General features: G+C 39.3%; 18 protein-coding genes. 15 read left to right on the forward strand and 3 right to left on the reverse strand.

The features are described from left to right. The first annotated feature begins 162 nt into the window (after positions 1-162). The 6 genes from KO513_RS18360 (at position 163) to KO513_RS18385 (ending at position 6309) form a co-directional block, all read left to right on the forward strand. Entirely contained in the window at positions 163-1113 is a 951-nt protein-coding gene (locus tag KO513_RS18360) for a glycosyltransferase family 2 protein (RefSeq protein WP_215914645.1), read from the forward strand. Between the two features lie 63 nt (positions 1114-1176). Next, positions 1177-2886: a phospho-sugar mutase gene (locus KO513_RS18365; RefSeq protein ID WP_215914646.1), complete on the forward strand. Its 1710-nt coding sequence runs from the start codon at positions 1177-1179 to the stop codon at positions 2884-2886. Further along, positions 2886-4712 (forward strand): ABC transporter ATP-binding protein, encoded by a 1827-nt coding sequence (locus KO513_RS18370; RefSeq protein WP_215914647.1) that lies wholly within the window; start codon positions 2886-2888, stop codon positions 4710-4712. Before KO513_RS18365 ends, KO513_RS18370 begins: the two co-directional genes overlap by 1 nt. Positions 4713-4770: 58 nt before the next feature. Then, positions 4771-5325: an RNA polymerase sigma factor gene (locus KO513_RS18375; RefSeq protein ID WP_215438951.1), complete on the forward strand. Its 555-nt coding sequence runs from the start codon at positions 4771-4773 to the stop codon at positions 5323-5325. 11 nt (positions 5326-5336) lie between these two features. Continuing rightward, on the forward strand, positions 5337-5852 hold the full coding sequence (locus tag KO513_RS18380) for a hypothetical protein (RefSeq protein ID WP_215914648.1): 516 nt from the start codon (positions 5337-5339) through the stop codon (positions 5850-5852). Then, the gene (locus tag KO513_RS18385) at positions 5845-6309 is read left to right on the forward strand and encodes a hypothetical protein (protein WP_215438949.1); all 465 of its coding nucleotides are present in this window, start codon (positions 5845-5847) and stop codon (positions 6307-6309) included. Before KO513_RS18380 ends, KO513_RS18385 begins: the two co-directional genes overlap by 8 nt. Before the next feature lie 6 nt (positions 6310-6315). Here KO513_RS18385 and KO513_RS18390 read toward each other — a convergent pair whose 3' ends face one another. Then, positions 6316-7344, reverse strand: a complete 1029-nt coding sequence (locus KO513_RS18390; protein ID WP_215914649.1) for a WD40/YVTN/BNR-like repeat-containing protein — start codon at positions 7342-7344, stop codon at positions 6316-6318. Positions 7345-7416: 72 nt separating this feature from the next. On the opposite strand from KO513_RS18390, the gene KO513_RS18395 reads away from it, so the two are divergent. From KO513_RS18395 to KO513_RS18405, 3 genes are all read left to right on the forward strand, one after another. Next, positions 7417-8631 (forward strand): RsmB/NOP family class I SAM-dependent RNA methyltransferase, encoded by a 1215-nt coding sequence (locus KO513_RS18395; protein WP_215914650.1) that lies wholly within the window; start codon positions 7417-7419, stop codon positions 8629-8631. A 201-nt stretch (positions 8632-8832) separates the two neighbouring features. Further along, positions 8833-12516, forward strand: coding sequence for a phosphoribosylformylglycinamidine synthase (purL, locus tag KO513_RS18400; RefSeq protein ID WP_215914651.1), 3684 nt, complete (start codon positions 8833-8835; stop codon positions 12514-12516). An 82-nt stretch (positions 12517-12598) separates the two neighbouring features. After that, on the forward strand, positions 12599-13051 hold the full coding sequence (locus KO513_RS18405) for a GNAT family N-acetyltransferase (protein WP_215914652.1): 453 nt from the start codon (positions 12599-12601) through the stop codon (positions 13049-13051). A gap of 23 nt (positions 13052-13074) precedes the next feature. On the opposite strand, the gene KO513_RS18410 is transcribed toward KO513_RS18405, so the two are convergent. Next, positions 13075-15672, reverse strand: a complete 2598-nt coding sequence (locus tag KO513_RS18410) for a DUF6923 family protein (protein WP_215914653.1) — start codon at positions 15670-15672, stop codon at positions 13075-13077. A gap of 254 nt (positions 15673-15926) precedes the next feature. On the opposite strand from KO513_RS18410, the gene KO513_RS18415 reads away from it, so the two are divergent. From KO513_RS18415 to KO513_RS18440, 6 genes are all read left to right on the forward strand, one after another. Continuing rightward, on the forward strand, positions 15927-17702 hold the full coding sequence (locus KO513_RS18415; protein WP_215914654.1) for an AMP-dependent synthetase/ligase: 1776 nt from the start codon (positions 15927-15929) through the stop codon (positions 17700-17702). 184 nt (positions 17703-17886) lie between these two features. After that, the gene (locus tag KO513_RS18420) at positions 17887-18369 is read left to right on the forward strand and encodes a MarR family winged helix-turn-helix transcriptional regulator (protein WP_215438942.1); all 483 of its coding nucleotides are present in this window, start codon (positions 17887-17889) and stop codon (positions 18367-18369) included. Positions 18370-18391: 22 nt separating this feature from the next. Continuing rightward, complete coding sequence (locus tag KO513_RS18425) at positions 18392-20797, forward strand: 3-hydroxyacyl-CoA dehydrogenase/enoyl-CoA hydratase family protein (RefSeq protein ID WP_215914655.1); 2406 nt, start codon at positions 18392-18394, stop codon at positions 20795-20797. A 44-nt stretch (positions 20798-20841) separates the two neighbouring features. Further along, the gene (locus tag KO513_RS18430) at positions 20842-21189 is read left to right on the forward strand and encodes a four helix bundle protein (protein ID WP_215914656.1); all 348 of its coding nucleotides are present in this window, start codon (positions 20842-20844) and stop codon (positions 21187-21189) included. A gap of 38 nt (positions 21190-21227) precedes the next feature. After that, positions 21228-22418, forward strand: coding sequence for an acetyl-CoA C-acyltransferase (locus tag KO513_RS18435; protein WP_215914657.1), 1191 nt, complete (start codon positions 21228-21230; stop codon positions 22416-22418). 31 nt (positions 22419-22449) lie between these two features. Continuing rightward, positions 22450-24246, forward strand: a complete 1797-nt coding sequence (locus tag KO513_RS18440) for an acyl-CoA dehydrogenase family protein (protein WP_215914658.1) — start codon at positions 22450-22452, stop codon at positions 24244-24246. Positions 24247-24325: 79 nt separating this feature from the next. Here KO513_RS18440 and KO513_RS18445 read toward each other — a convergent pair whose 3' ends face one another. After that, a complete protein-coding gene (locus KO513_RS18445) occupies positions 24326-26128 on the reverse strand; it encodes a glycoside hydrolase family 15 protein (RefSeq protein WP_215438937.1) in 1803 nt (600 codons plus the stop codon). Between the last annotated feature and the right edge of the window lie 72 nt (positions 26129-26200).

Below are 26200 nucleotides of genomic sequence, written 5' to 3' on the forward strand. Positions count from 1 at the left end.
AGAATGTAATTCTTTAATTATCAACGCCCTGAACAAACATTCAGGGCGTTGATAATTAAAACCTATCTTACAAAACCAAAAAGAAAGCAGCTTAATAGCTGAAAAGTTTAAATGACTTCAATATCAAAATTGTATTTTTGGTCAGATATATAGAAACTTTGCATGGATCTGTCCATAATTATACCCTTACTTAACGAAGAAGAGTCTTTAAAAGAACTCCATGATTGGATTATAAGCGTCATGCAATCCAATAATTTCGTTTACGAAATTCTCTTTATAGATGACGGCAGTACTGATAATTCCTGGAGAATTATTACAGAACTATCCCAATCCAACCCCAATGTAAAAGGGCTACGGTTCAAAAAGAACTTTGGAAAATCACAAGCCTTACATGCCGGTTTTAAAGCTGCGCAGGGCAATGTGGTGATTACTATGGATGCAGACTTACAGGATGACCCCGAGGAAATACCTGAACTGTACCGGTTGATAAAGGAAGATAATTTTGATTTGGTTTCTGGCTGGAAGAAAAAACGTTTTGATTCCGTTCTTTTCAAAAACATGCCTTCCAAATTATTCAATTGGGCCGCCAGACAGACTTCCGGGGTTAAATTGCACGACTTTAACTGCGGATTAAAGGCATTTAATAAGAAAGTGATTAAAAGCATTGAAGTTTCAGGGGAAATGCATCGTTACATTCCCGTTTTGGCCAAAAATGCCGGTTATAGCAATATAGGCGAAAAAGTAGTGAAACACCAAGCCCGTAAATATGGTAAGACCAAGTTTGGTATGGAACGCTTTATAAACGGATTTCTAGACCTGCTCACCATTTGGTTCGTATCTAAATTTGGCCGCCAGCCTATGCATCTGTTTGGCGCATTGGGTGTTCTTATGTTCATTATAGGGTTTGGTTTTGCCATTTATCTAGGTATTGACAAACTTTTCATCAATCCCTACGGACGGTTAATTACCGATCGCCCTCAATTTTTCATTGCGCTTACTGCAATGATTATTGGCACGCAATTATTTTTAGCCGGATTTTTAGGCGAAATTTTAATAAGATCACGAAAAAACGAGACACGATATACTATATCCGAAGAAATTAATCCTAAGTAAAAAGCAAAGCAATATTCTTCGTAATTTTAAGCGCTAATAAATACATATAATACAGACACTATTATGGATGCCATTCTAAATACCGCCAAAACCTGGTTAACCGATTTTTTTGACCCAGAAGTAAAGAAAGAAGTTCAACATCTAATAGATAACGATACAGACGAACTAAAGGACCGTTTTTACAAAAATATGGAATTTGGTACAGGTGGTATGCGCGGTGTTATGGGCGTAGGTACCAACAGAATAAACAAATACACCTTAGGAAAAAGCACCCAAGGTCTTAGCAACTACTTGATAAAAACCTATGGGAAGGAAGATATAAAAGTAGTTATTGCTTTTGATTGTCGCCATAATAGCGACACCTTGGCAAGAACTGTGGCCGAGGTATTGTCCGCTAACGGAATAAAAGTTTTTCTATTCTCGGAACTCCGCACCACTCCTGAGCTTTCTTTTGCCGTTAAGCATTTAGAATGCCATGCCGGTATTGTATTGACCGCTTCCCATAACCCGCCAGAATACAACGGTTATAAAGTGTATTGGACAGATGGTGGGCAAATTGTACCTCCACAGGACGGTGAGATTATATCGGAAATCAATTCGCTTTCTTTTGAGGACATCAACTTTAAAGCCAACGATAGCCTTATTGAATTAATAGATAAAGACGTAGACGAAGCGTTTATAGAGGCTTCCGTAGCTAACGGAAATTTTAACGCTGCCGGCAAAGACGATTTTAAAATTGTTTTTACATCACTTCATGGCACATCCATTACGGCCATTCCAGAAGTATTAAAAAGAGCCGATTATAAGAATGTTACCATCATTGAGGAGCAAGCCAAGCCTGACGGAAACTTTCCAACGGTAAAGTCTCCAAACCCAGAAGAATCCGAAGCCCTTTCTATGGCCGTTGCAAAAGCAGAAGAGATTGGAGCCGATATGGTAGTTGGCACAGATCCGGATAGTGACCGTTTGGGTATTGCCGTTCGTAACCTAGATGGAGAAATGGAAATCGTAAATGGCAACCAGGCCATGATTCTAATGACCAAATTTCTTTTGGAGAAACAAAAGCAAAAAGGCTTTAAAGGCAATGAATTTATTGCAACCACAATAGTTTCAACTCCTATGATGGAAGCCATGGCAAAAGCCTACGGTGTTGAGTTCAAAACAGCCCTTACCGGCTTTAAATGGATAGGTAAGATGATAAAAGACTTTCCGGATTCCAACTTTGTTGGTGGCGGAGAAGAAAGTTTTGGTTATATGGTGGGCGATTTTGTTCGTGACAAAGATGCTGTTACCTCTACCCTATTGGCCTGCGAAATTGCAGCTCAAGCCAAATCTACCGGTAGTTCTTTCTACAAGGAACTAATTGACTGCTATGTTGATTATGGCTTCTATAAAGAAAAGCTTATCTCAATTACCAAAAAGGGAATGAGCGGTGCCGAAGAAATCAAACAGATGTTGAAAGATTTTAAAGAGAATCCTGTTTCTTCAGTAGCTGGATCTAAAGTAAAATGGATAGAAGACTATAATACTTCTACAGCCAAAAATGTACTTACCGGCGAAGAAAAAACCATAGATATTCCAAAATCCAATGTATTGATATATGAAACCGAAGACGGTACTCGTATCGCGGCAAGACCAAGCGGAACCGAACCTAAAGTGAAGTTTTATATTAGTACGAATACAAAATTGGAAAAAGCTGAGGATTTCAAAAAGGTCTCTAAAGAATTGGATGATAAAATTCAAAACATTCTTAGTGAACTTAATCTCGGTTAATGGAGTATTTCAAAAAAATCCTTCGGTTTGCAAAGCCGTATAAATTATTTGCATTTTTAAACATTATCTCGAACATCCTTTATGCGTTGTTCTCAACGTTGGCAATGATTTCATTGTTCCCGATGTTGACAGTTATGTTTGACAATACCAAACCAGTTTACAAAAAACCGGTTTGGAGCGGTCTCTCCGAAATGAAGGATTATATAATGGAATACCTTAATTTCTTTGTCACCCAAAGAAGCGAACAAGGAGATTCTGGGGATGTACTAATGCTTATGGTGGCATTGATCATCGGTATGTTTTTCATGAAAAATGTGTTCAATTACTTGGCCATGTATTTCATTACCTATTTGCGGAACGGCGTTCTTAAGGATTTGCGTAACGAGCTTTACGATAAGACCGTAGAACTGCCTATTTCCTACTATTCAGAAAAAAGAAAAGGGGATACTATAGCCCGGATAACTTCTGATGTTTTAGAAATTCAACATTCATTTCTATCTATTTTAGAACTGATTGTAAGGGAACCATTGACTATAATTTTTACGATTATAGCCATGCTATCCATAAGTCCAAAACTTACGTTGTTCGTATTCTTATTTCTTCCCCTTTCTGGATTTTTAATTTCGCTTATAGGAAAATCCCTTAAACGAAAATCGGGCAAGGTACAAAAGGAACAAGGTCATTTCCTTTCCATTTTGGAAGAAACCCTAAGTGGACTTCGAGTTATAAAAGCGTTCAATGCAGAATCTAGATTTGGCAGAACATTTCAAGCTTCAACAAAACGCTTCTATAATTACTCCAACAGTTTGCTCAATAGACAAAACCTCGCCTCACCCACAAGTGAGTTTTTTGGCATTGCGGCCATAGGAGTAATACTTTGGTACGGTGGCCAAATGGTGCTTGTTGAAAAAACTTTGGCGCCAGGGCTTTTCATTACTTATATGGGACTTTCTTATCAGATTCTAACACCTGCAAAGGCAATTAGTAAAGCCTCTTACAGTGTTAAAAAAGGAAATGCCGCTGCCGAAAGGGTAATTGAGGTGCTTGAAACCAAAAACCCTATTGAGGACAAACCTAATGCCTTGACCAAAGAAACGTTTGATAAAGCTGTGGAAATTAAGGACATTTCTTTTAAATATGAAGATGAATACGTACTCAAAAACTTCAACCTTTCTGTTCCCAAAGGAGACACAGTAGCCTTGGTAGGACAGTCAGGAAGTGGTAAAAGTACCATTGCAAATCTTGTAACCCGTTTCTATGACGTTAATAATGGAGAAATAACCATAGACGGCCACAACATAAAGGACATCACCAAAAAATCTTTAAGAGGACTTTTGGGGCTTGTTACCCAAGATTCCATTTTATTTAATGATACCGTAGCCAATAATATCTCTTTAGGAAAGGAAAACGCCACCAAAGAAGAAATTATGGAAGCTGCCAAAATAGCCAATGCCCACGAATTTATTACAGACTTACCTCAAGGTTATGAAACCAATATTGGTGATAGCGGAAACAAATTGAGCGGAGGTCAAAAACAACGTTTATCCATTGCCAGAGCGGTATTAAAGAACCCTCCAATCATGATTTTGGACGAAGCCACATCCGCCCTGGACACTGAGAGTGAACGCTTGGTACAAGATGCACTTGAAAAAATGATGCGCAACAGAACTTCTATTGTTATCGCTCATAGATTATCTACTATTCAGAACGCCAACACCATTGTTGTTCTTCAAAAAGGTGAAATTGTAGAACAAGGCTCCCATGATGAGCTCATGGCAAAGGATGGTGCCTACAAAAAACTGGTGCAAATGCAATCTTTAGGCTAGGACATTAAACCTTTCGCTAAATTTATAGTCTTAACTATAGAATTTAAGCCCAATTCATTTGATTGCAGAGGAAACCTTAGTAAATCAATTACAACAAACTGAAACGCAGGCCAGCGCTTTTGGAGTGTTAGTAGAGACCTATAAAGAGCGTCTGTACTGGCATATTCGTAGAATTGTGTTAAATCATGATGATACGGACGATGTGTTGCAGAATACATTTATAAAGGTTTACAAAAACATTTCAAATTTTAAGGGTGATAGCAAGCTGTATTCTTGGATATATAGAATTGCCACAAATGAGGCACTCACATTTCTTAAAAACAAATCAAGGATGATGGGTGTAAAAGAAGGGGAATTACAAGACCGTTTAGTAGAAAACCTAAAGGCCGATGTATATTTTGAAGGAGATGAAATTCAACTGAAATTACAGCAAGCTATAGCCACATTGCCGGAAAAGCAAAAGTTGGTGTTCAATATGAAGTATTTTCAGGAATTGAAATATGAAGAGATTTCAGAGATTCTTGAAACGTCCGTAGGGGGCTTAAAAGCCTCTTATCACCTGGCCACTAAAAAGATTGAAGCATACCTAAAAGAACAAAAAGAATATCTTTAGAACCATTGATTATGGAGCCATTAGATAAAAAAAATCCGTTTAAGACCCCCGAAGGTTATTTTGATAAGTTTGATAAAAAACTTTTCGAAAAGCTCTCTAGTGGGGACTCGGTAATACCAAAAGAAGAAGGTTTTAAACTTCCTGACGGTTACTTTGATTCTTTGGGTGATAAGCTTCAACAGAAACTAAAAGAAGAACAGGAAACTAAGGTCATTCCTTTAAAATCTTATAAAAAATACTATTACGCAGTGGCTGCAGTTGCAGCAATATTGATTGTAGCCTTAACGTTGAACCTAAACAAAACAAACGAAATTGGTTTTGATGACCTGGCCCAGTCAGATATTGAATATTATTTTGACCAAAATGAACTGGACCTTACCAGTTATGAATTGGCAGAGGTCGTACCTGTAAACGAATTAGAAATAACAGATATGTTCGATAGTAATTTTAGCGAAGAAAACGTGCTGGAATACCTTAATGAGAACACAGATTATTTTGATGAATTAAATCTTGAAGACAATGAATAGATTAAAAAAATTAATGGTGACCATGGTGTTTTTATTGGTTTCCGTGCAGTTCTATGCGCAGAGAACACATGATTATGATAAAATAAAGTCGCTTAAAATAGCCTTTATAACGGAACGATTGAACATGACCAGCCAAGAAGCGCAAGCTTTCTGGCCCATTTATAATGACTACGAAGCAAAACGAGGAGCGCTTAGAGAAAAAGAGCACAACCAGATTCGTAATAAAATAAAAGAGTCGGACAAGCTTTCCGAGAAAGAGGCGAATGATGTTATTGAACTATTTCTAAAGCTGGAACAACAAGAAGAAGACATCAGAAAAGACTTTATCAAAAAAGCAGCGGAAGTAATTACGGCAAAAAAAACGTTGTTGTTAATTCGTTCGGAAGAAGAGTTTAAAAGGCAGCTTATCAGAAAATACCATGAAAGGCGAGAAGAAAAAAATAAGAACGAGCCTTAAAAGCTTCTAATCAAAAACAAGCTTGGCCATTCTATTTTTTCCAGCCGCATAAGCAACCTTCGTATTTTGAAAACGAAGGGTATAGAAAGGTTCATCGGATAATTGTGTCCAAGTGGCTCCCCTATCGGCAGAATATGATATTCCGGTAAAACCAATGGCCACCAGACCATTTCCTTTAGATTCTGGCACAAATTGAATACAACTTTTATATTGCGGATTTTGGCCATCTGCCATCAGTTGCCAAGTTTTACCTCCATCTATCGTGAGTGCCTTGTTCCCGCTGTTAATTTCGGGTCGGGTAAAATCGCCACCAATAGAAACACCTAAATTTTCATCATAAAAATCTATAGAAAAGATGCCTTGGGTTTCCGCTTCGCTTTTTATGGGAGTTTGCTGAATCTGCCATGTTTTTCCTTTATCGCCTGAAAAATAGATACGACTTTTAGTTGTGGCTATCCAAGTTTTATCTCCTATAACCTTAATATTGGTATTACTTGCAGCAAAAGCCCCTTCACCCTCTATGCCAGATGGTAATTGTGAACAGGGAAGTTTTTCCCAAGTGTTACCTCCATCCCTAGTAATAAGAATGCTTAAACAACCATCCATACTATCACCAATCGCTATTCCTTCGGTATCGTTCCAAAACGTCATGGCATCATAAAAAACAGATTCATCCTCCTCCATATAGACCAACTCCATTCGCCCATTTTCACCTGTTTTGTATAATAATGCCGGATTGGCCACGGACAACATAAAGAAATCGGAAGACGTATGCGCAACAGAACGAAATTCGGGAATGGTAGTATGGTATTTTTCTATGCTCTCCCTCACTTTTCCCGTTGCTAAATCTATACTCCCAAAAATACCGTTACTACCGGCATACACTAGACTATTTCCCATAAGTTCTATAGCTCTGATGCTTACCGAGTCTTCATAAACGGTTTCAACTGTAACAGATGTAAAGGGTTTGTTTTTCTGTTCTTGGGCACAAGAAACTAGGAGAATACCGATTAAAATAGGCAATAGGACACGCATGCGTACAAAGTTTCTCAAAAATACAGGTAATCCAGTGGCAAAACAATACCTTTGCAGCCTTAATTTTTTGTAATGAAGCTACATAGAAACTTGGTATTTGCGGTAATTGATGCCTTGAACTTGATTTTTAATGAAAATGAATATGCCGATAAGGTAGTACAGAAAGTACTAAAGTTCGATAAACGTTGGGGTTCTCGCGACCGCGGTTTTATTGCCGAAACCACCTATGAAATGGTACGTTACAAGCGTTTGTACACTGAAATTGCAGAAATAAAAGCACCGTATAGCAGACCGGACCTATTTAGAATGTGGGCGGTTTGGGCCGTTTTAAAAGGCATCAAAATTCCAGATTGGAAGCAGATAGAACCAACCCCAGAACGCCGTATCAAAGGTCGTTTTGACGAGCTTTCAAAAATTAGGAAGTTCCGCGAATCTATGCCAGATTGGATAGATGAAATCTGCGAAAAAGCATTGGGAGAAAAACTATGGACGGCTGAAAGCGCTGCCCTTAACGAACAAGCTGAAGTTATTCTTAGGACCAATACGTTAAACATAGATAAGGAAAAGCTACGTAAAACTCTTTTGGACGAAGGTATTGTTGTAGAACCCATTAAAGGTTATGCAAGTGCACTGCGTTTACCGGAGCGTGCCAACGTTTTTGTTACGGAATCATTTAAAAAAGGTTTTTTTGAAGTTCAAGATGCTTCTTCACAACTGGTGTCTGAATATCTAGATGTAAAACCGGGAATGCGTGTGGTTGATACTTGCGCGGGAGCAGGTGGAAAATCGCTTCACTTAGCGGCCCTCATGGAAAACAAAGGTCAGCTTATCTCCATGGATATCTATGGCAGCAAGCTAAAAGAACTGAAAAGGCGCGCCAGAAGAAACAATGCACACAACATTGAAACTCGCGAGATCGATTCTACAAAGGTTTACAAAAAACTTTATGGAAGTGCAGACCGTGTGTTAATAGATGCTCCTTGTACAGGAATTGGTGTTTTGCGCAGAAATCCGGACAGTAAATGGAAGATGCAACCTGAATTTCTTGAAAAAATCACGAAAACACAGCACGAAATCATTCGTAACTACAGTAAAATAGTAAAGCCCGGTGGAAAAATGGTGTATGCTACCTGTTCAATTCTTCCTCAAGAAAACAACGACCAAGTGGTTTCTTTTTTAGCTTCGGAAGAAGGTAAAGACTTTAGTTTGGTAAAGGAAAACAAGATTTACGCTTCCAAAAGTGGATTTGACGGATTCTATATGGCGTTGTTAGAAAAGAAAAGCTAGTCCTTTTTTAACAGTAATAATAGCTTAAAAATCATTTGATGGGCATACTATCTCCTCCGCTTTAAGGAGAAGAGAAACTTGAGGCGCAAAGTAATCAACAACCTGTTAACTTTTACTCATAAAAAATTACGATACTCCTTTACAAAGCGCCTTTTAAAGGTTAAATTTGCGTTTTCTCAAACCTATCAATTTACAAGCTAAATGATTCACTTCTTCGGGGATGTAGCCACAAAAGTTTTTGCCGTACAAACGGTTAAAGAACTTTCACAGGAAAATAACAAGAAACTTACATGGTTGTTTGGCAACCTACCAAAAATAAATACGGCGTCTATAGACGCCTTTTTTGTTGGCCCTAGGGCAGCAATGATTACTCCTTGGAGTACAAATGCAACGGAAATCACCCAGAATATGGGCATTGAGGGTGTTATTAGAATAGAGGAGTTTAAAGCGGTAAGTGAAGATTTTACGGATTTTGACCCCATGCTCTCCGAAAAATTTAACGGGTTATCACAATCTGTTTATAAAATAGATGTGGCTCCCGAAGCCGTTCTGGAAATAGAGAATATTGCCGATTATAACCAACAGGAGGGCCTTGCTTTAAGTGATGAAGAGGTTATCTACTTGGAGAACTTGGCAAAGAAACTGGGCAGAAAACTAACGGATTCCGAAGTTTTTGGGTTTAGCCAAGTGAATTCGGAGCATTGTCGCCATAAAATTTTCAATGGTACTTTTGTGATTGACGGCGTAGAAAAGCCATCTTCACTTTTTAAGCTTATCAAGAAAACTTCGCAAGAATTTCCTAACGATATTGTTTCGGCCTATAAAGATAATGTGGCTTTCGTAAAAGGGCCAAAAGTGACCCAATTTGCACCAAAAAGCGCTGATAAACCCGATTTTTATCAAGAAACGGAGTTCGATTCGGTTATTTCGCTTAAAGCGGAAACACACAATTTTCCTACTACCGTAGAGCCCTTTAACGGTGCTGCAACGGGTTCTGGAGGAGAAATTCGTGACCGTTTGGCCGGAGGAAAAGGGTCGTTACCCTTAGCTGGAACGGCTGTTTATATGACGGCCTATTCTCGTTTGGAAAAAGACAGACCTTGGGAAAAGGCATTCCCGGAAAGAGAATGGCTGTACCAAACCCCAATGGACATCCTTATAAAAGCATCTAATGGTGCCTCGGATTTTGGAAATAAATTTGGGCAACCGCTAATTACTGGTTCCGTGTTGACTTTTGAACATGACGAATCCAGAGATAGTGACCAAAAGAACACAAGAAAACTAGGTTTCGATAAGGTGATTATGCAAGCCGGCGGTATTGGCTACGGCAAAGCAGAACAAGCTTTAAAGGATACGCCCAAAGATGGCGATAAAATTGTTATTCTAGGAGGTGACAACTACCGTATTGGTATGGGTGGAGCCGCTGTTTCAAGTGCAGATACAGGGGCATTTAGTTCCGTTATTGAATTGAACGCCATACAACGTTCCAACCCGGAAATGCAGAAAAGAGCATCAAATGCTATCAGAGGTATGGTAGAAAATGATGTAAACCCAATTGTGTCCATTCACGATCATGGTGCGGGCGGACATCTTAACTGTCTTTCTGAATTGGTCGAAGATACGGGCGGAAAAATAGATTTGGATAAACTTCCGGTAGGCGACCCTACCCTATCGGCCAAAGAAATAATCGGTAACGAATCCCAAGAACGTATGGGCTTGGTTATTGGTAAAAATGATGTAGACCTTTTGCATCGTATTGCCGATCGTGAACGGTCCCCTATGTATGAAGTAGGCGATGTTACCGGAGACCACAAATTCACTTTTGAGTCGGCCACTACGGGCGAAAAGCCAATGGACTTAAATCTTGAGGACATGTTCGGGAGCTCCCCTAAAACCGTAATGACGGATTCTACCGTAAAAAGAACATATGCCAATCCTGAGTATTCGTTGGAATTCTTTCACGACTATCTGGAACAATTGCTACAACTAGAGGCCGTTGCCGCTAAAGACTGGCTAACGAATAAAGTTGACCGTTGTGTGGGAGGCCGTGTTGCCAAGCAACAATGTGCCGGACCATTACAATTACCACTGAACAATTGTGGTGTTATGGCCTTGGATTTTAAAGGAAAGGAAGGTATTGCAACTAGTATTGGCCACTCTCCCATTTCTGGATTAATTGACCCAGCAGCAGGTAGTTTGAACAGTATTGCGGAATCGCTGACCAACATCATCTGGGCTCCGCTAAAGGACAATTTAAAATCCGTTTCACTATCCGCTAACTGGATGTGGCCTTGTAAAAACGAAGGTGAGGATGCCCGTTTGTACGAAGCTGTTGAAGCAGTATCCAACTTTTCTATTGCATTAGGTATAAATGTACCTACCGGAAAGGATTCGCTTTCCATGAAACAAAAATATAAAGATGGAGATGTTATCGCTCCTGGTACAGTGGTTATTTCCGCTGCCGGAAATTGTAGCGATATTACCAAAGTTGTAGAACCCGTACTACAAAAGAATGCGGGCTCAATTTACTACATTAATCTATCAAAAGATGACTATAAACTAGGTGGCTCTTCTTTTTCCCAGATTAGAAATGCCATAGGAACCGAAGCACCTAGTATAAAGGATGCAGCCTACTTTAAAACTGTTTTTAACGGTATACAGGATTTGATTAAAGAAGGTGAAATCGTTGCTGGGCATGATGTGGCTTCCGGTGGATTGATTACAACTTTATTGGAGCTCTGTTTTGCGGACATCAATTTATCCGCAGAATTAGACTTGTCCACTTTAGACGAATCGGATACCATTAAATTGCTTTTTGCCGAAAATTCGGGAATTGTTTTTCAAGCGAAAGACGAATCCGTAGAGCAAAAATTAAGCGACATCAACATAGATTTCAAGAAAATAGGAAAAGTAGTTTCCGGTACCATTCTAAAAATAAAAAATGGAGGTATAGAAATGGGCTTGAACATCAACTCCCTAAGAGATACTTGGTTCAAGACTTCATATTTATTGGACAGCAAACAAACGGCAAATAATTTGGCCAAAGACCGTTTTGATAACTACAAAAATCAACCGCTTCAGTACAAGTTTCCTAAAAATGTTGATTTGAGCAGTATTCCATCAAATACCGGAAACAGACCTAAAGCGGCCATACTTCGTGAAAAAGGAAGTAATTCCGAACGTGAAATGGCAAATGCCATGTACTTGGCTGGTTTTGATGTAAAAGATGTTCATATGACCGATTTAATTTCCGGTCGTGAAACTCTTGAGGATATTCAGTTTATTGGTGCCGTAGGCGGATTTTCCAACTCAGACGTTTTAGGTAGCGCCAAAGGATGGGCGGGAGCTTTTAAATACAATGAAAAAGCCAATACCGCTCTTAAAAACTTCTTTGCCAGACCTGATACCTTATCTATTGGGATATGTAACGGATGCCAATTGTTTATGGAATTAGATCTCATCAATCCCGAGCACGAAACTCATGGTAGAATGACCTATAACGACTCCCATAAACACGAAAGTAACTTTACTTCGGTTAAAATTCAGGAGAACAATTCGGTTATGTTATCCAGTCTAGCGGGAACAACTTTAGGGGTATGGATTTCACATGGCGAAGGTAAATTTAGCCTTCCGCACAATGAAGATCAATACGGTATAGTTGCCAAATATGGTTACGAAAGCTATCCTGCCAACCCTAACGGAAGTGACTTCAACACCGCTATGCTCTGCGATGTTACAGGACGCCATTTAGTAACCATGCCGCATATTGAGCGTTCTATTTTCCCTTGGAACTGGGCCTATTATCCAGAAGGAAACAATGACGTAGTTTCTCCTTGGTTAGAAGCTTTCGTTAATGCCAAAAAATGGATTTTAGAGGCTAAGTAGTCTTAAAAATTAAATACATAATAGTTTAAATAATGGTCTGAGCTTAGAAACTCAGGCCATTATTTTTATAATTTAGTTGGATATGAAAATCCGAAAAGCAACTGAATCCGACCTTCCTGCGATTGTACAATTGTTGGCCAATGACAAATTGGGGAAGCTTCGGGAAGACTATAAAGTGCCCCTACCCCAAAAATATTACGATGCTTTTAACGCCATTAACGGAGATAAAAACCAAGAACTTATGGTTTTTGTAAACGAGACCGAACAGGTTATTGGTACGATGCAACTCTCTTTTATTCCTTACCTAACATACCAAGGAGGTGTTCGCGCTCAAATAGAGGCCGTACGTGTACATGAGGACTACCGTAGCAAAGGTATAGGGCGGCAGTTATTTAAATGGGCCATACAACGCGCAGGCGAAAAAGGCGCACACGTTGTACAACTCACTACGGACAAAAAACGGCCCGATGCATTAAAATTTTATCAAAATCTAGGTTTTACAGCGAGCCATGAGGGTATGAAATTCCACCTCTAACTACGCTCTAAAGTTTTAGGGAACTATTTTACCATCAATTTATCACTCCACGTTCTATCATTGCTACTTGTAATTTTGTAGAAATACAATCCTGGAGTCAAGTTGTTTTTCTTCACAACGATCATATTTTGACCTTCTTTTGAATCTCCCGTCATATCGTGGGAAGATATTTTTTTACCGGCCATGTTAAACAATTCAAAAGTATAGGCCCCAGCACTTTCTTCATAAAAATAGAGGCTGGACTCCGTACGTACCGGGTTAGGATATACTATAGATTCCGAAATATCGTCTGAAATAAAAATCTTATCCTCCACTAAATTATTGAATGATACATTGGAAAGGCTCATTTGCTTTTCTTCAACATTTCCTTCTTCGGACAATAGATTAAAGTTGATTACTTTTAAGCTAGAAAAATCTGTTGTTGCATTGGTTGCGTTTTTAAAGTCCGTATCCAAGACCGTAAAAGTTTTCGCTTCAGCCGTCAAATTTACAGTGGTTGTATACGTAGTACCATCGCCCTTTAGCAATTTTACTTCTAAAGTTCCTGTGCCACTAGCCTCAAAGGACAGCTTACCATAATCCGATAGATCAACCGGAGTAAATCGCGGACTTAGCGCTCGATACACCCCAATATAGCTGGATGTTTTTCCGCTTAACTCAATATTACGTTCTACAGGATAGCCATCTTCTATGTAAGGTGCTTGCACTGGTGTAACCTCATAATTCTCTACCGTTGTACCTTCCGCGGAACCATCTAGCCCCCAAGGTGCATCGGCAACAAAAAGGTCGTCTGGAGTACCATCAGCAATACTTACCCTAAAGCCAAAATCAAATATATTTCCGGTACTTAAGGCCACAGAATCTAAATACCCATCTATTGGAGCTGCCAACTTCATGGTTTCCGTGGTGCCGGTTTCGGTCTTTTTCAATCCACCTTCTAGCTGAATTTTCTCTGTTCTGTTGTTGTTTACCAGATTAAGAATGACTTCTCCTTTGGCATATTTTGCCGATTTTACAAAAACTGGTGGTGGCGTAGAACCTTTGTACTCGGAAATTGGGCCGTGCACTTCCAAAAGATTTAAAATTTCATCCGCCAACAAAAGCAAGTCATCTACCGTGTTGGACCATATTTGAAAATTGTAATAAGCTGAATTATCTGCATAAGCATCAATATTCCAATGAGATTCCACCACAAATTGATCATTAGCGTCCAAACGTGCGGAAAAAGTTAATGCGAACTCCGTATTTCCATCTGGCTGCTTGATAATAGATTTTATAAAATCCTTTTCGCGTAATTGAATAGTAGAAACCGATAAAAGTTGCGCTCCCAAAAACCGGTCGCAAATAAATTTACTATGCTCGTAAACCTTATTGTCCGTTTTTATGACCATTAAAGCACCAATATTATCATCTTTTCTAAGATAATCTACCGAATAAATATCCGAAGCATTAGTAAGATCCAGCAAATCTGCGGGAGAAGATTCAATAGTACTTGTTTCTCCTACTACATCCAAAGGAACAAGTTGCGTTAACGGAATAGCATCTGCAGAGAATTTTCCGGTCTTGGCATAACTTGGTCCCTTCATGACTCTCTTTGCCGTAAGCTTATCAAATTTATAATTGGTTTTAGCTCTATTGTAGTTACGCTCCCCAATAAGCGAAGACAAACGGTCATTACTTTCCAGACCTCCATCATTAGCTCCGGAAGTCAAGGTAATTGTGGGACATGCGGCAACACCGGAACACGAAGGGTCATCACAATCTACAAGCCCATCGCCATCATCATCAATTCCGTTGATACAATCCTCTTGTGGTACTGGTGCCGTAGGACATCTTGCCCCGTCATTACTAGAAGCTGCAGGGCCAAAAGCAAAAATATTGGACTTTATTACACCAAGGCTAATGTCTTGAACCCTATCTATTTTATACACCGCTCCCGTTTGGTTGGCGGAAATGTAGAAATTACCGTCTACATCAAAATAGACCGCACCAAAAGTGTAGTTCAACCCTTGTAGAATAGGAACTACTCCAAGTGCTTCTACTTCTCCGGTATCGGCACTAATTTTATAGAGTATATTCGTACCCTTTTCCACAGTGTACAGTTTATTATCTTGAGCATTAAAAGCCCAATCTGCAATAGATAGACTCTGGCTTAATGAAAACTGTCCTAGGTATTTAAGGTAATTTTCAGATTCAGGGTTCAAATCAATTTTATAGTATGATGCGCCACCCGCTTTAAAATAATAAATACCTTCTGTTGAAATATCACCTACATATTTGTTACCTGTAGGTAATTCAGGAATTTGATATTGATCCACTTTAAAATCTTTTCCTATACGAACAATAGATCTAGATGGAGTTGACAAGTATCCCCAGATGTATCCATCTGTAGTATTGTAAGCAACCGCATTTACATTACCAGGAGTAATGTTTTCTGAAACAAGATAAGAGCTGCCCGATGCCAAGTCTAGTGCATAAATATCATTATATTGAAACAAATATGCATTATAGTCGCAATCAAACGGGGTAGACTGCGCTTCTGTTTTAGTATTAAAAAATAAGAGAAGTACGGACACCGCAAAAAATTTGGCGGCCAAACCTATGGTGTATTTTTTCTTCATAATTTCTGCGATTTGGGGTTCATAGGATTTATTACAAAGTTAATGCAAGGTTTCAAGGAATTTTCTTACATTCGTTTGGAATGATATCATAACCCGTTCGTTTACAATTTATTGTAGATGAATGGTTAAAATCGATGTATATCTTTAGGCCTACACAGATTGTCATATTTGTAATCAGAATACATTTTATTTATTAATGTAATTTTAAAATCCGGTGTTCTTTCACTATTTTGCAAGGACATTTAAATACCAATATGCAAAACGTTTCCCGTCTGTTCGATTTTCCACACTACCAGTTGGAAAAATTCAATTTAAAAAAGTCACTCGTCTCCAAAAAAGACGGGAAGTGGATTTCTACGTCCACTAAGGAATATATAGACATGGCAAACACCATTAGTCGTGCGTTGCTAAGAATGGGGGTAAAACCCAATGACAAAATTGCCGTAATATCAATGACCAACCGTACGGAATGGAACATTATGGATATTGGCATTCTTCAGCTTGGGGCTCAAAACGTTCCGGTTTACCCCACTGTTTCGGAAGAGGATTATGCCTATGTTCTCAATCATTCGGAAGCCAAATATTGTTTCGTTTCTTGTGGAGAAGTGTTTCAGAAAGTAAAATCCATACAAGACCAAGTATCTAGTCTTGAACATGTGTATTCTTTTGACCAAGTTACCGGTTGCGATAATTGGGAAAAAGTACTTGAGCTAGGCTCGGATACATCAAACCAAGAAGAAGTAGAAAAGTTAAAGGATGCGGTAAAGAGCACAGACCTTGCTACCCTTATATATACTTCGGGCACAACGGGCAGGCCCAAAGGTGTCATGCTATCCCATGAGAATTTGGTAAGCAATGCCCTGGAAAGTTCTAAACGTTTTCCCATTGAGGACGGAAAAACAAAGGCACTAAGTTTCTTGCCCCTATGCCATGTGTACGAACGTATGCTTATTTATTTGTACCAATATAGAGGTGTTACCATTTACTATGCCGAGTCTCTTGATAAGATCAGTGAGAATTTAAAGGAAACTCAACCCCATGTAATGACCGCGGTTCCTAGGCTTTTGGAAAAAGTTTATGACAAGATTTATGCCAAGGGAGCGGAGCTTTCAGGTATTAAGAAAAAGCTTTTCTTTTGGGCCGTAGAGCTGGGACTTAAATATGAACCCTACGGTGCTAATGGATGGTGGTACGAACAGCAATTGGCCTTGGCCAGAAAGCTTATATTCAGTAAATGGAAAGAAGGTCTTGGCGGAAACCTAAGCCTTATTGCTTCGGGCAGTGCGGCACTACAGCCCCGTTTGTCCCGTATTTTTAACGCTGCGGAATTTGGCCTTATGGAGGGTTACGGACTATCGGAAACATCTCCCGTAATCTCCGTGAACGATATGCGCGATGGCGGTTTCCGTATTGGAACCGTTGGTAAGCCTATTGCACGAACCGAAGTAAAGATAGCCAATGACGGCGAAATCTGTATAAAAGGCCCACAAGTAATGATGGGCTATTACAAAGATGTTCAAAAAACCGAAGAAGTAATCATAGACGGTTATTTTCATACAGGTGATATTGGCGAGCTGGACAGTGATGGTTTCCTAAAGATAACCGATCGTAAAAAAGAAATGTTCAAAACTTCGGGCGGTAAATATGTTGCGCCCCAGCTATTGGAAAATCGTTTTAAGCAGTCTAGATTTATTGAACAGATCATGGTAGTTGGTGAAGGTGAAAAAATGCCGGCAGCTCTTATTCAACCAGATTTTGACTTTTTACATGAATGGGCCACCAAACATAATATTACGGTCCCGGAAAATTCGGATATCATTCAAAACGAAGAAGTATTGGCCCGCTACCAACAGGAAGTAGACGAAGCCAATGAAAAATTTGCGAAATGGGAAAAAGTAAAACAATTCCGTCTTACCCCAGATGTATGGAGCATTAGTGAAGGGCATCTTACTCCTACGCTTAAATTGCGCCGCAAGATTGTAAAAGAAAAATATATGGACCTTTATAACGATATTTATGGACGCTCATAGCGCTTCCTACATTTGTCATAAATTTCAACACAAAATATTATTTTCCTAAAAAAAGTCTTCACAATCTAAGAATAAAGCTATTTCCTCATAATAGCATTGCTTTTCTGATTTAAAAATTCAAAAATATATTATGCATGCATAATATATTTTTTGTATATTTGGTGACCGTCAACCCACCTTATGTATGAAAGACATTACTATAGACTACGCATTGCGAGCCACGTGGCAAGCCGTAGCTCGCATGTACAACGAAGAGGCTAAAAAATTTGATTCTACCATGGCCGTGGGTTTTACGCTTTTAAGTGTGGACCCTAAAACCGGGACCCCTTCAACGGCCCTTGGGCCAAAAATGGGCATGGAAGCTACTAGTTTATCACGTATTCTTAAAAGAATGGAGGAGCAAGGTCTCATAGAACGTAAACCAAACCCTAATGACGGACGTGGTGTACTTATCTATTTAACAGAATTTGGACTAGAGAAAAGAAACGATTCAAAAAATGTGGTCTTACGATTTAATGAAACCGTAAGAAACCATGTTTCCGAAGAAAAGATTAACGGCTTTTTTGAGGTTATGGAAACCATAAATGAGCTTATAGCTGAAAAAACTATTTATACTAATGATAACCTGATTAACGGTCAAGATACACTTGGACCAGAAACAGATTAATTAATAACCCAATAACTACATCGTGAACAAGCATATTAAAAAAGTAGCAGTCATCGGATCCGGAATTATGGGTAGTGGTATTGCTTGCCATTTCGCAAATATCGGAGTAGAAGTGTTATTGCTAGATATCGTTCCAAGAGAATTGAACGATAAAGAAAAAGCAAAAGGATTAACCTTAGAAGACAAAGTTGTACGCAATCGTTTAGTAAACGATTCATTAACGGCAGCCTTGAAATCAAAACCTTCACCTATTTACCATCAAAAATTTGCCTCGCGTATCTCCACAGGAAACCTAGAGGATGATATTGCTAAAGTAAGCAAGGTAGATTGGATTATTGAGGTTGTAGTAGAACGTCTTGATATTAAGAAAAAGGTTTTTGAGAGTCTGGAGAAACACCGTACCCCTGGTACTTTAATTACTTCTAACACTTCGGGTATTCCTATTAAATTTATGTCCGAAGGTCGAAGCGATGATTTCCAGAAACATTTCTGCGGAACCCACTTCTTTAACCCGGCACGTTACCTAAAATTATTCGAGATTATTCCTGGTCCGGAAACTTCACAGGAAGTACTTGATTTCCTTAATGCATATGGAGAACAGTTTTTAGGAAAGACCTCGGTAGTAGCCAAGGACACTCCCGCTTTTATTGGAAACCGAATCGGGATTTTCAGCATTCAGAGCCTGTTTCACACCGTGAAAGACATGGGCATGACCGTGGAAGAGGTAGACAAACTTACCGGACCTGTAATAGGTAGACCAAAATCGGCCACTTTTAGAACGGTTGATGTAGTGGGTCTGGATACTTTGGTCCACGTGGCTAACGGTATTCATGAAAACTGTAAGGACGATGAACGTTTAGCGCTTTTTGAACTTCCTGATTTCATCAATACAATGATGGAGAACAAATGGTTGGGAAGCAAAACCGGACAAGGTTTTTACAAAAAATCAAAAGATAAGGACGGAAAGACAGAAATCCTGACTTTGGATTTGGACACAATGGACTACCGTTCAAAGAAAAGTGCCAAGTTCGCTACGTTAGAGTTAACAAAAACTATTGACAAAGTGGTAGACCGCTTTGCCGTATTAGTTGGCGGAAAAGACAAAGCCGGAGAGTTCTACAGAAAGAGTTTTGGACAATTGTTCGCTTACGTATCGCACAGGATTCCCGAAATAGCGGATGAACTCTATAAAATTGATGATGCCATGAAGGCTGGTTTTGGCTGGGAACACGGACCATTTCAAATCTGGGATGCCGTTGGCTTGGACAAAGGATTAGAATTCATTAAAGCCGAAGGTTTAGAAGCTGCAGCTTGGGTGCAAGAAATGAAATCTGCCGGGCAAGACACCTTCTACTCTGTAAAAGATGGGGCTTCCTATTTTTATGATGTTCCAAAGAAGGCCATGGAAAAAATACCTGGTCAAGATGCATTTATCATTTTGGATAACATCAGAAAATCAAAAGAAGTATTTAAGAACAGCGGCGTTGTAGTTGAAGATTTGGGCGATGGCATATTAAATGTTGAATTCCAATCCAAAATGAACACTATTGGTGGCGATGTACTGGCAGGATTGAACAAAGCCATTGACCTTGCCGAAAAGGATTTCCAAGGCCTGGTTGTTGGTAACCAGGCAGCAAATTTCTCCGTTGGCGCCAATATCGGTATGATATTTATGATGGCCGTTGAGCAGGAGTATGATGAGCTTAACATGGCTATTAAAATGTTCCAGGATACGATGATGCGCATGCGTTACTCGGCTATTCCAACTATTTCTGCTCCTCACGGTATGACCCTTGGTGGCGGTTGCGAGCTTTCGCTTCATGCGGACAAAGTGGTTGCCGCAGCAGAGACCTACATAGGTCTTGTAGAATTTGGCGTGGGGGTTATTCCCGGTGGTGGTGGCTCAAAAGAGTTCGCCGTTAGAGCACAGGATACTTTCAAAAAAAATGATGTAGAGCTTAATGTCCTACAAGAATATTTCTTGACCATTGGCATGGCCAAAGTATCTACTTCGGCTTACGAAGCGTACGATTTAGGCATTCTTCAACATGGTAAAGATATAGTTGTAGTGAACAAAGATAGGCAGATTGCAACAGCAAAAGCACATGCCAAATTAATGGCCGAAGCCGGTTACACCCAACCCGTTAAACGAAGTGATATAAAAGTTCTTGGTAAACAAGCGCTAGGTATGTTCTTGGTGGGTACGGACTCTATGGAAGCGAGCCATTACATTAGTGAGCACGATAAAAAAATCGCAAATAAACTCGCCTACGTGATGGCTGGCGGTGATTTATCCGAGCCTACGTTAGTGAATGAACAATACCTCTTGGATTTAGAGCGTGAGGCTTTCCTATCTCTTTGTACGGAAAGAAAAACGCTTGAACGTATCCAACACATGTTAAAGACAGGTAAACCTCTAAGAAATTAATGGTAAAGAAGTATTGAGATATTAGTATTAGGTAATTGGATAAAATGCATAAGGTAGAAGATTTAAAAATATGGAAAAAGGCTGTTGAACTAGCTAAATCCATTTATCTACTGGCATCGGAATTACCTTCGGAAGAAAAATACGGACTAGTTTCTCAAATTAAAAGATGTTCTGTTTCAATTCCCTCGAATATAGCCGAGGGGGCTGGCAGAAACTCTCAAAAGGAGTTTAAACATTTTTTGAGTATTGCAAACGGTTCGACTTATGAGCTACATACGCAACTCATACTCTTAATAGAATTAAACTTGGTAAAAAAAGAAAAAGTAAAACCCGTAATTGATGTTTGTATTGAAATTCAAAAAATGAATTATTCGTTTCAAAGAACATTGTAATCTCAATACTATACACTCAATACTCAATTCAAAATAATATGAAAACTGCATATATAGTCAAAGCATACAGAACAGCTGTCGGAAAGGCTCCTAAAGGAGTTTTCAGGTTTAAGCGAACAGATGAACTCGCCGCGGAAACCATTGAATACATGATGAAAGAATTGCCCGATTTTGACAAAAAACGGATTGATGACGTTATCGTTGGTAATGCCATGCCAGAAGGTTCGCAGGGTCTTAACATGGCACGGTTAATTTCCTTAATGGGATTGGATATTGTTGATGTTCCTGGGGTAACGGTAAACCGTTTTTGTTCTTCAGGTATAGAAACTATTGGTATAGCCACTGCAAAAATTCAGTCGGGAATGGCGGATTGTATCATAGCTGGTGGGGCCGAAAGCATGAGTTCCGTACCCATGACAGGTTATAAAACAGAATTGAACTACGATTTGGTTAGTGAAGGCCATGAGGATTATTACTGGGGAATGGGTAATACGGCCGAAGCGGTTGCCAATGAATACAAAGTCTCTCGGGAAGATCAAGACGAATTTGCCTATAATTCCCACATGAAAGCTCTAAAAGCGCAAGCGGAAGACCGTTTTCAAGATCAAATAGTCCCTATTGAAGTTGAGCAAACGTACATTGATGAAAATGGTAAAAAAGCCAATAAAAAATATACGGTAACAAAAGATGAGGGACCAAGAAAGGGAACTTCTGTAGAAGTATTGAATAAATTGCGTCCGGTTTTTGCGGCAGGAGGAAGCGTAACAGCGGGTAACTCTTCACAAATGAGTGATGGTGCAGCGTTCGTTATGGTTATGAGCGAAGATATGGTGAAAGAACTTAATCTTGAACCTATTGCTCGTTTGGTCAACTACGCTGCTGCAGGTGTTCCTCCAAGAATAATGGGTATTGGTCCGGTAGCAGCTATTCCTAAAGCCCTTAAACAAGCCGGTTTAAGGCAAGATGATATTGAACTTATTGAATTGAACGAAGCTTTTGCATCGCAATCGCTTGCCGTGATTCGAGAATTAGGGTTAAATCAGGACATCGTAAATGTAAACGGCGGAGCTATCGCGTTGGGTCACCCCTTAGGTTGTACCGGGGCTAAGCTATCCGTACAGCTCTTTGATGAAATGAGAAAACGAAATATGCAAGGCAAACACGGTATGGTAACCATGTGCGTAGGTACCGGACAGGGCGCTGCAGGAATTTTCGAATTTTTGAACTAACACAAGAAAACTAACATTAAGTAAAAAAACTATGAGCAAAGAAATTCTACGTGGGGGGCAATTCCTCGTAAAAGAGACCAATTGCGAAGATATCTTCACCTTAGAAGATTTGAACGAAGAGCAGAAAATGATGCGTGAAAGTACCAAAGAATTCGTTGATCGCGAGCTTTGGGCACATTGGGAACGTTTTGAAAAGAAAGATTACGCTTATACTGAAGAATGTATGCGTAAAGCTGGTGAACTTGGACTTTTAAGTGTTGCCGTTCCCGAGTCTTACGGTGGTATGGGTATGGGCTTTGTTTCTACCATGTTAGTTTGTGATTACATTTCAGGTGCTACGGGTTCATTCAGTACCGCCTTTGGGGCACATACAGGAATTGGTACAATGCCAATTACTTTATATGGAACCGAAGAACAAAAACAAAAATATGTACCAAAGTTAGCTTCTGGGGAATGGTTCGGCGCATATTGCTTAACTGAACCTGGTGCTGGATCAGACGCCAATTCAGGTAAAACAAAAGCGGTTTTGTCAGAAGATGGTAAGCATTATAGCATTACGGGCCAAAAAATGTGGATATCCAATGCCGGCTTTTGTAGTTTGTTCATTGTTTTCGCAAGAATTGAGGACGACAAAAACATAACAGGATTTATTGTTGAAAACAAACCGGATAACGGTATATCTCTAGGTGACGAAGAGAAGAAACTAGGTATTCACTCCTCCTCTACCCGTCAAGTATTTTTTAGCGATACCAAAGTACCTGTTGAGAATATGCTTTCGGAGCGTGGTAATGGATTTAAAATTGCCATGAACGCCCTAAACATTGGTCGTATTAAATTGGCAGCAGCTTGTTTGGATGCTCAAAGAAGAGTTATTAAAGAAGCTGTGGTATATGCTAATGAGCGTATCCAGTTTAAAACACCGATAATGAATTTTGGTGCTATTAAGGCTAAAATTGCCAATATGGCTACCAATGCTTATGCTGGCGAGTCCGCTAGTTATCGTGCAGCAAAAAATATTGAGGACCGTATAGCCATTCGCGAAGCCGAAGGTAATACGCATCAAGAAGCTGAATTAAAAGGTGTTGAAGAATACGCCATAGAATGTTCTATCTTAAAAGTTGCCGTTTCCGAGGATGTTCAAAACACAACGGACGAAGGCGTTCAGATTTTTGGAGGAATGGGCTTTAGTGCCGATGCCCCAATGGAGAAAGCATGGAGAGATGCCCGTATTGCAAGAATTTACGAGGGTACCAACGAAATTAACCGAATGCTCGTAGTTGGTATGTTGGTCAAGAAAGCAATGAAAGGCCATGTAGATTTACTAGGTCCGGCTACTGCTGTCGGAGAGGAATTAATGGGAATCCCTTCTTTTGATACTCCTGATTTTTCCGAACTTTTTGCCGAAGAGAAAGATTTAATCAAACGATTGAAAAAAGTCTTCTTGATGGTAGCTGGTAGCGCGGTTCAAAAATATGGTCCTGATTTAGAGAAGCATCAGCAATTGATGCTATCCGCAGCCGATATTCTTATTGAAGTTTACATGGCGGAAAGTACTATTTTGAGAACTGAAAAGAATGCCAAACGTTCTGGTGAAGAATCTCAAAAAACACAGATAGCAATGTCTAAATTATACTTGTACAATGCTACCGAAACAATTATTCAAAAAGGTAAAGAGGCCATTATCTCTTTTGCTGAAGGCGATGAGCAACGTATGATGCTAATGGGCTTAAAACGCTTTACCAAATACACGAACAATCCTAACGTAGTAGCACTTCGTACAGAAATTGCGGACAAAGTTGCTGCTGATAACGCATATACTTTCGATTAGTATATAACTCAAGTGTTTGTTGTTATGACGAAAAAACACCCCAATTGGGGTGTTTTTTCATTTATAATATCCGCTTAAATTAGCTTCGCATAGACTCTTTAATTTCTTCCGCACTTTCTTTATTAGAAAAATTTACGGCACATTCAATTAACGCCAAATGTGAATAGGCTTGTGGGAAGTTCCCCAATAACCTTTTGGTCTTAAAATCCAAATCTTCACTAAACAACCCTAAATGATTGCTATAGCTCAACAATTTTTCAAATTGTTTTAGGGCTTCATCATGCTCCCCTATTTTAAACAAACTGTTTACGTACCAGAAAGTACAAACGGTAAAGGAAGACGATGGAAGTCCAAAATCATCCTCATTTTTATATCGGTATAGAAGTCCGTCGTTACTTAAATCCTTACCTATAGCTTTTACAGTCTTCTTGTAACGCTCATCGGAAGCATCAACACATCCATAGGATTCCATTAATAAAACGGAAGCATCTAAATGCTTAGAACCGTATGATTGGGTATAAGCACCTACTTCTTCGTTCCAGGCATTCTCATAAATATCGTTCCAGATTTCTTCACGAAGCGGCTCCCATTTTTCAATCTTGTGGGTCTTTCCTAGCATTTCTGCCACCTTAATGGCTCTATCCAATGCAGTCCAACATAACACTTTAGAAAATGTAAAGTGTCTGTCTTCCGTACGGAATTCCCATATACCCTTATCCGCTTCATGCCAGTTGTTCCCTACAATCCAAACAATTCCTTTAGTTATGGACCATAAATCCTCTCCATTCTCAATGTCCACACTAAATTTCACCATCTGCTCGTAAATAACATCCATTAAAATACCATAAATGTCATTTTGCTTCTGATGGTATGCCGCATTACCTATGCGCACCGGTTTTGAACCTTTATAACCACTAAGGTGTTCCAGAGTTTCCTCTGTTAATTTTTTCTCCTTGTTAATACCGTACATGATTTGCAGTTTCTCTGCTTTGTCCGGAATCAAATCGATTATAAACTTAAGGTAACGTCTTGCAATATTCTTATGCCCCAACTCCGATACCACTTTGATTACCATAGAAGCATCACGAATCCAACAAAAACGGTAATCCCAGTTTCTAACTTCACCAATAGTTTCCGGCAAAGAAGTAGTAGCGGCGGCCAATACCGCTCCGGTCTTGTCATAGCTCAAAAGCTTCAACGTTAAAGCACTACGAGAAATTTCATCATTAAACTTCTTGTACTTTGGGGTTCGAGACGACCATGTCAACCAATATACTTTTGTTCTTTCTAGTTCTAGATACGCTTTTGTTGTACTGGGCAGAAATATCTTTTCATTATATCCCATCAAGAAAAAACCATCTTCCGTTAATGTAATTTCCTTGCCTTCTAGCACGGCCTCTTTATCAAAAGAGGTATAAAGAAACACCGTATCAAACTTAATTTCATGAGTTAAGCTGGCTATAAAATCCTTTTTTATATAACTCTTGGTCTCCCCGGCAGCATATTCTAACTTAGGGTTGTACAACACCTTAAATTTAGGCGTTCCCTCTACCAGTCTTACGTATCTGATAAATTCGGGAGGAGCAACATAGGTACCATCTTCTTTATGGTATCTTGGCATAAAATCGTGAATTTCAAAGCAATCATCACCATTTGTGAACTTGGTGATTAAAATACAGGTACGAGATTCATATTTTTGTTCAATTTTGTAGCTGTCATCAACTAAGATTTCAAAACTACCCCCTATTTCTTCATCTAAAAGTTTTCCAAAAACCGAAGGAGAATCAAATTCTGGCAAACAGCACCAATCTACACTCCCAGTTTTTGATATTAACGCTGCGCTTCGGCAATTTCCTATTATTCCGTAGTCTAAATTATCCATTCAATAAAATTATTGATTCAATAGGGCAACGTATTGTAATTACCCTTCTTTTTCACGAAATTTAGAGAAATT

Source organism: Zobellia sp. B3R18 (assembly GCF_018860715.1).
Lineage (GTDB): Bacteria > Bacteroidota > Bacteroidia > Flavobacteriales > Flavobacteriaceae > Zobellia > Zobellia russellii.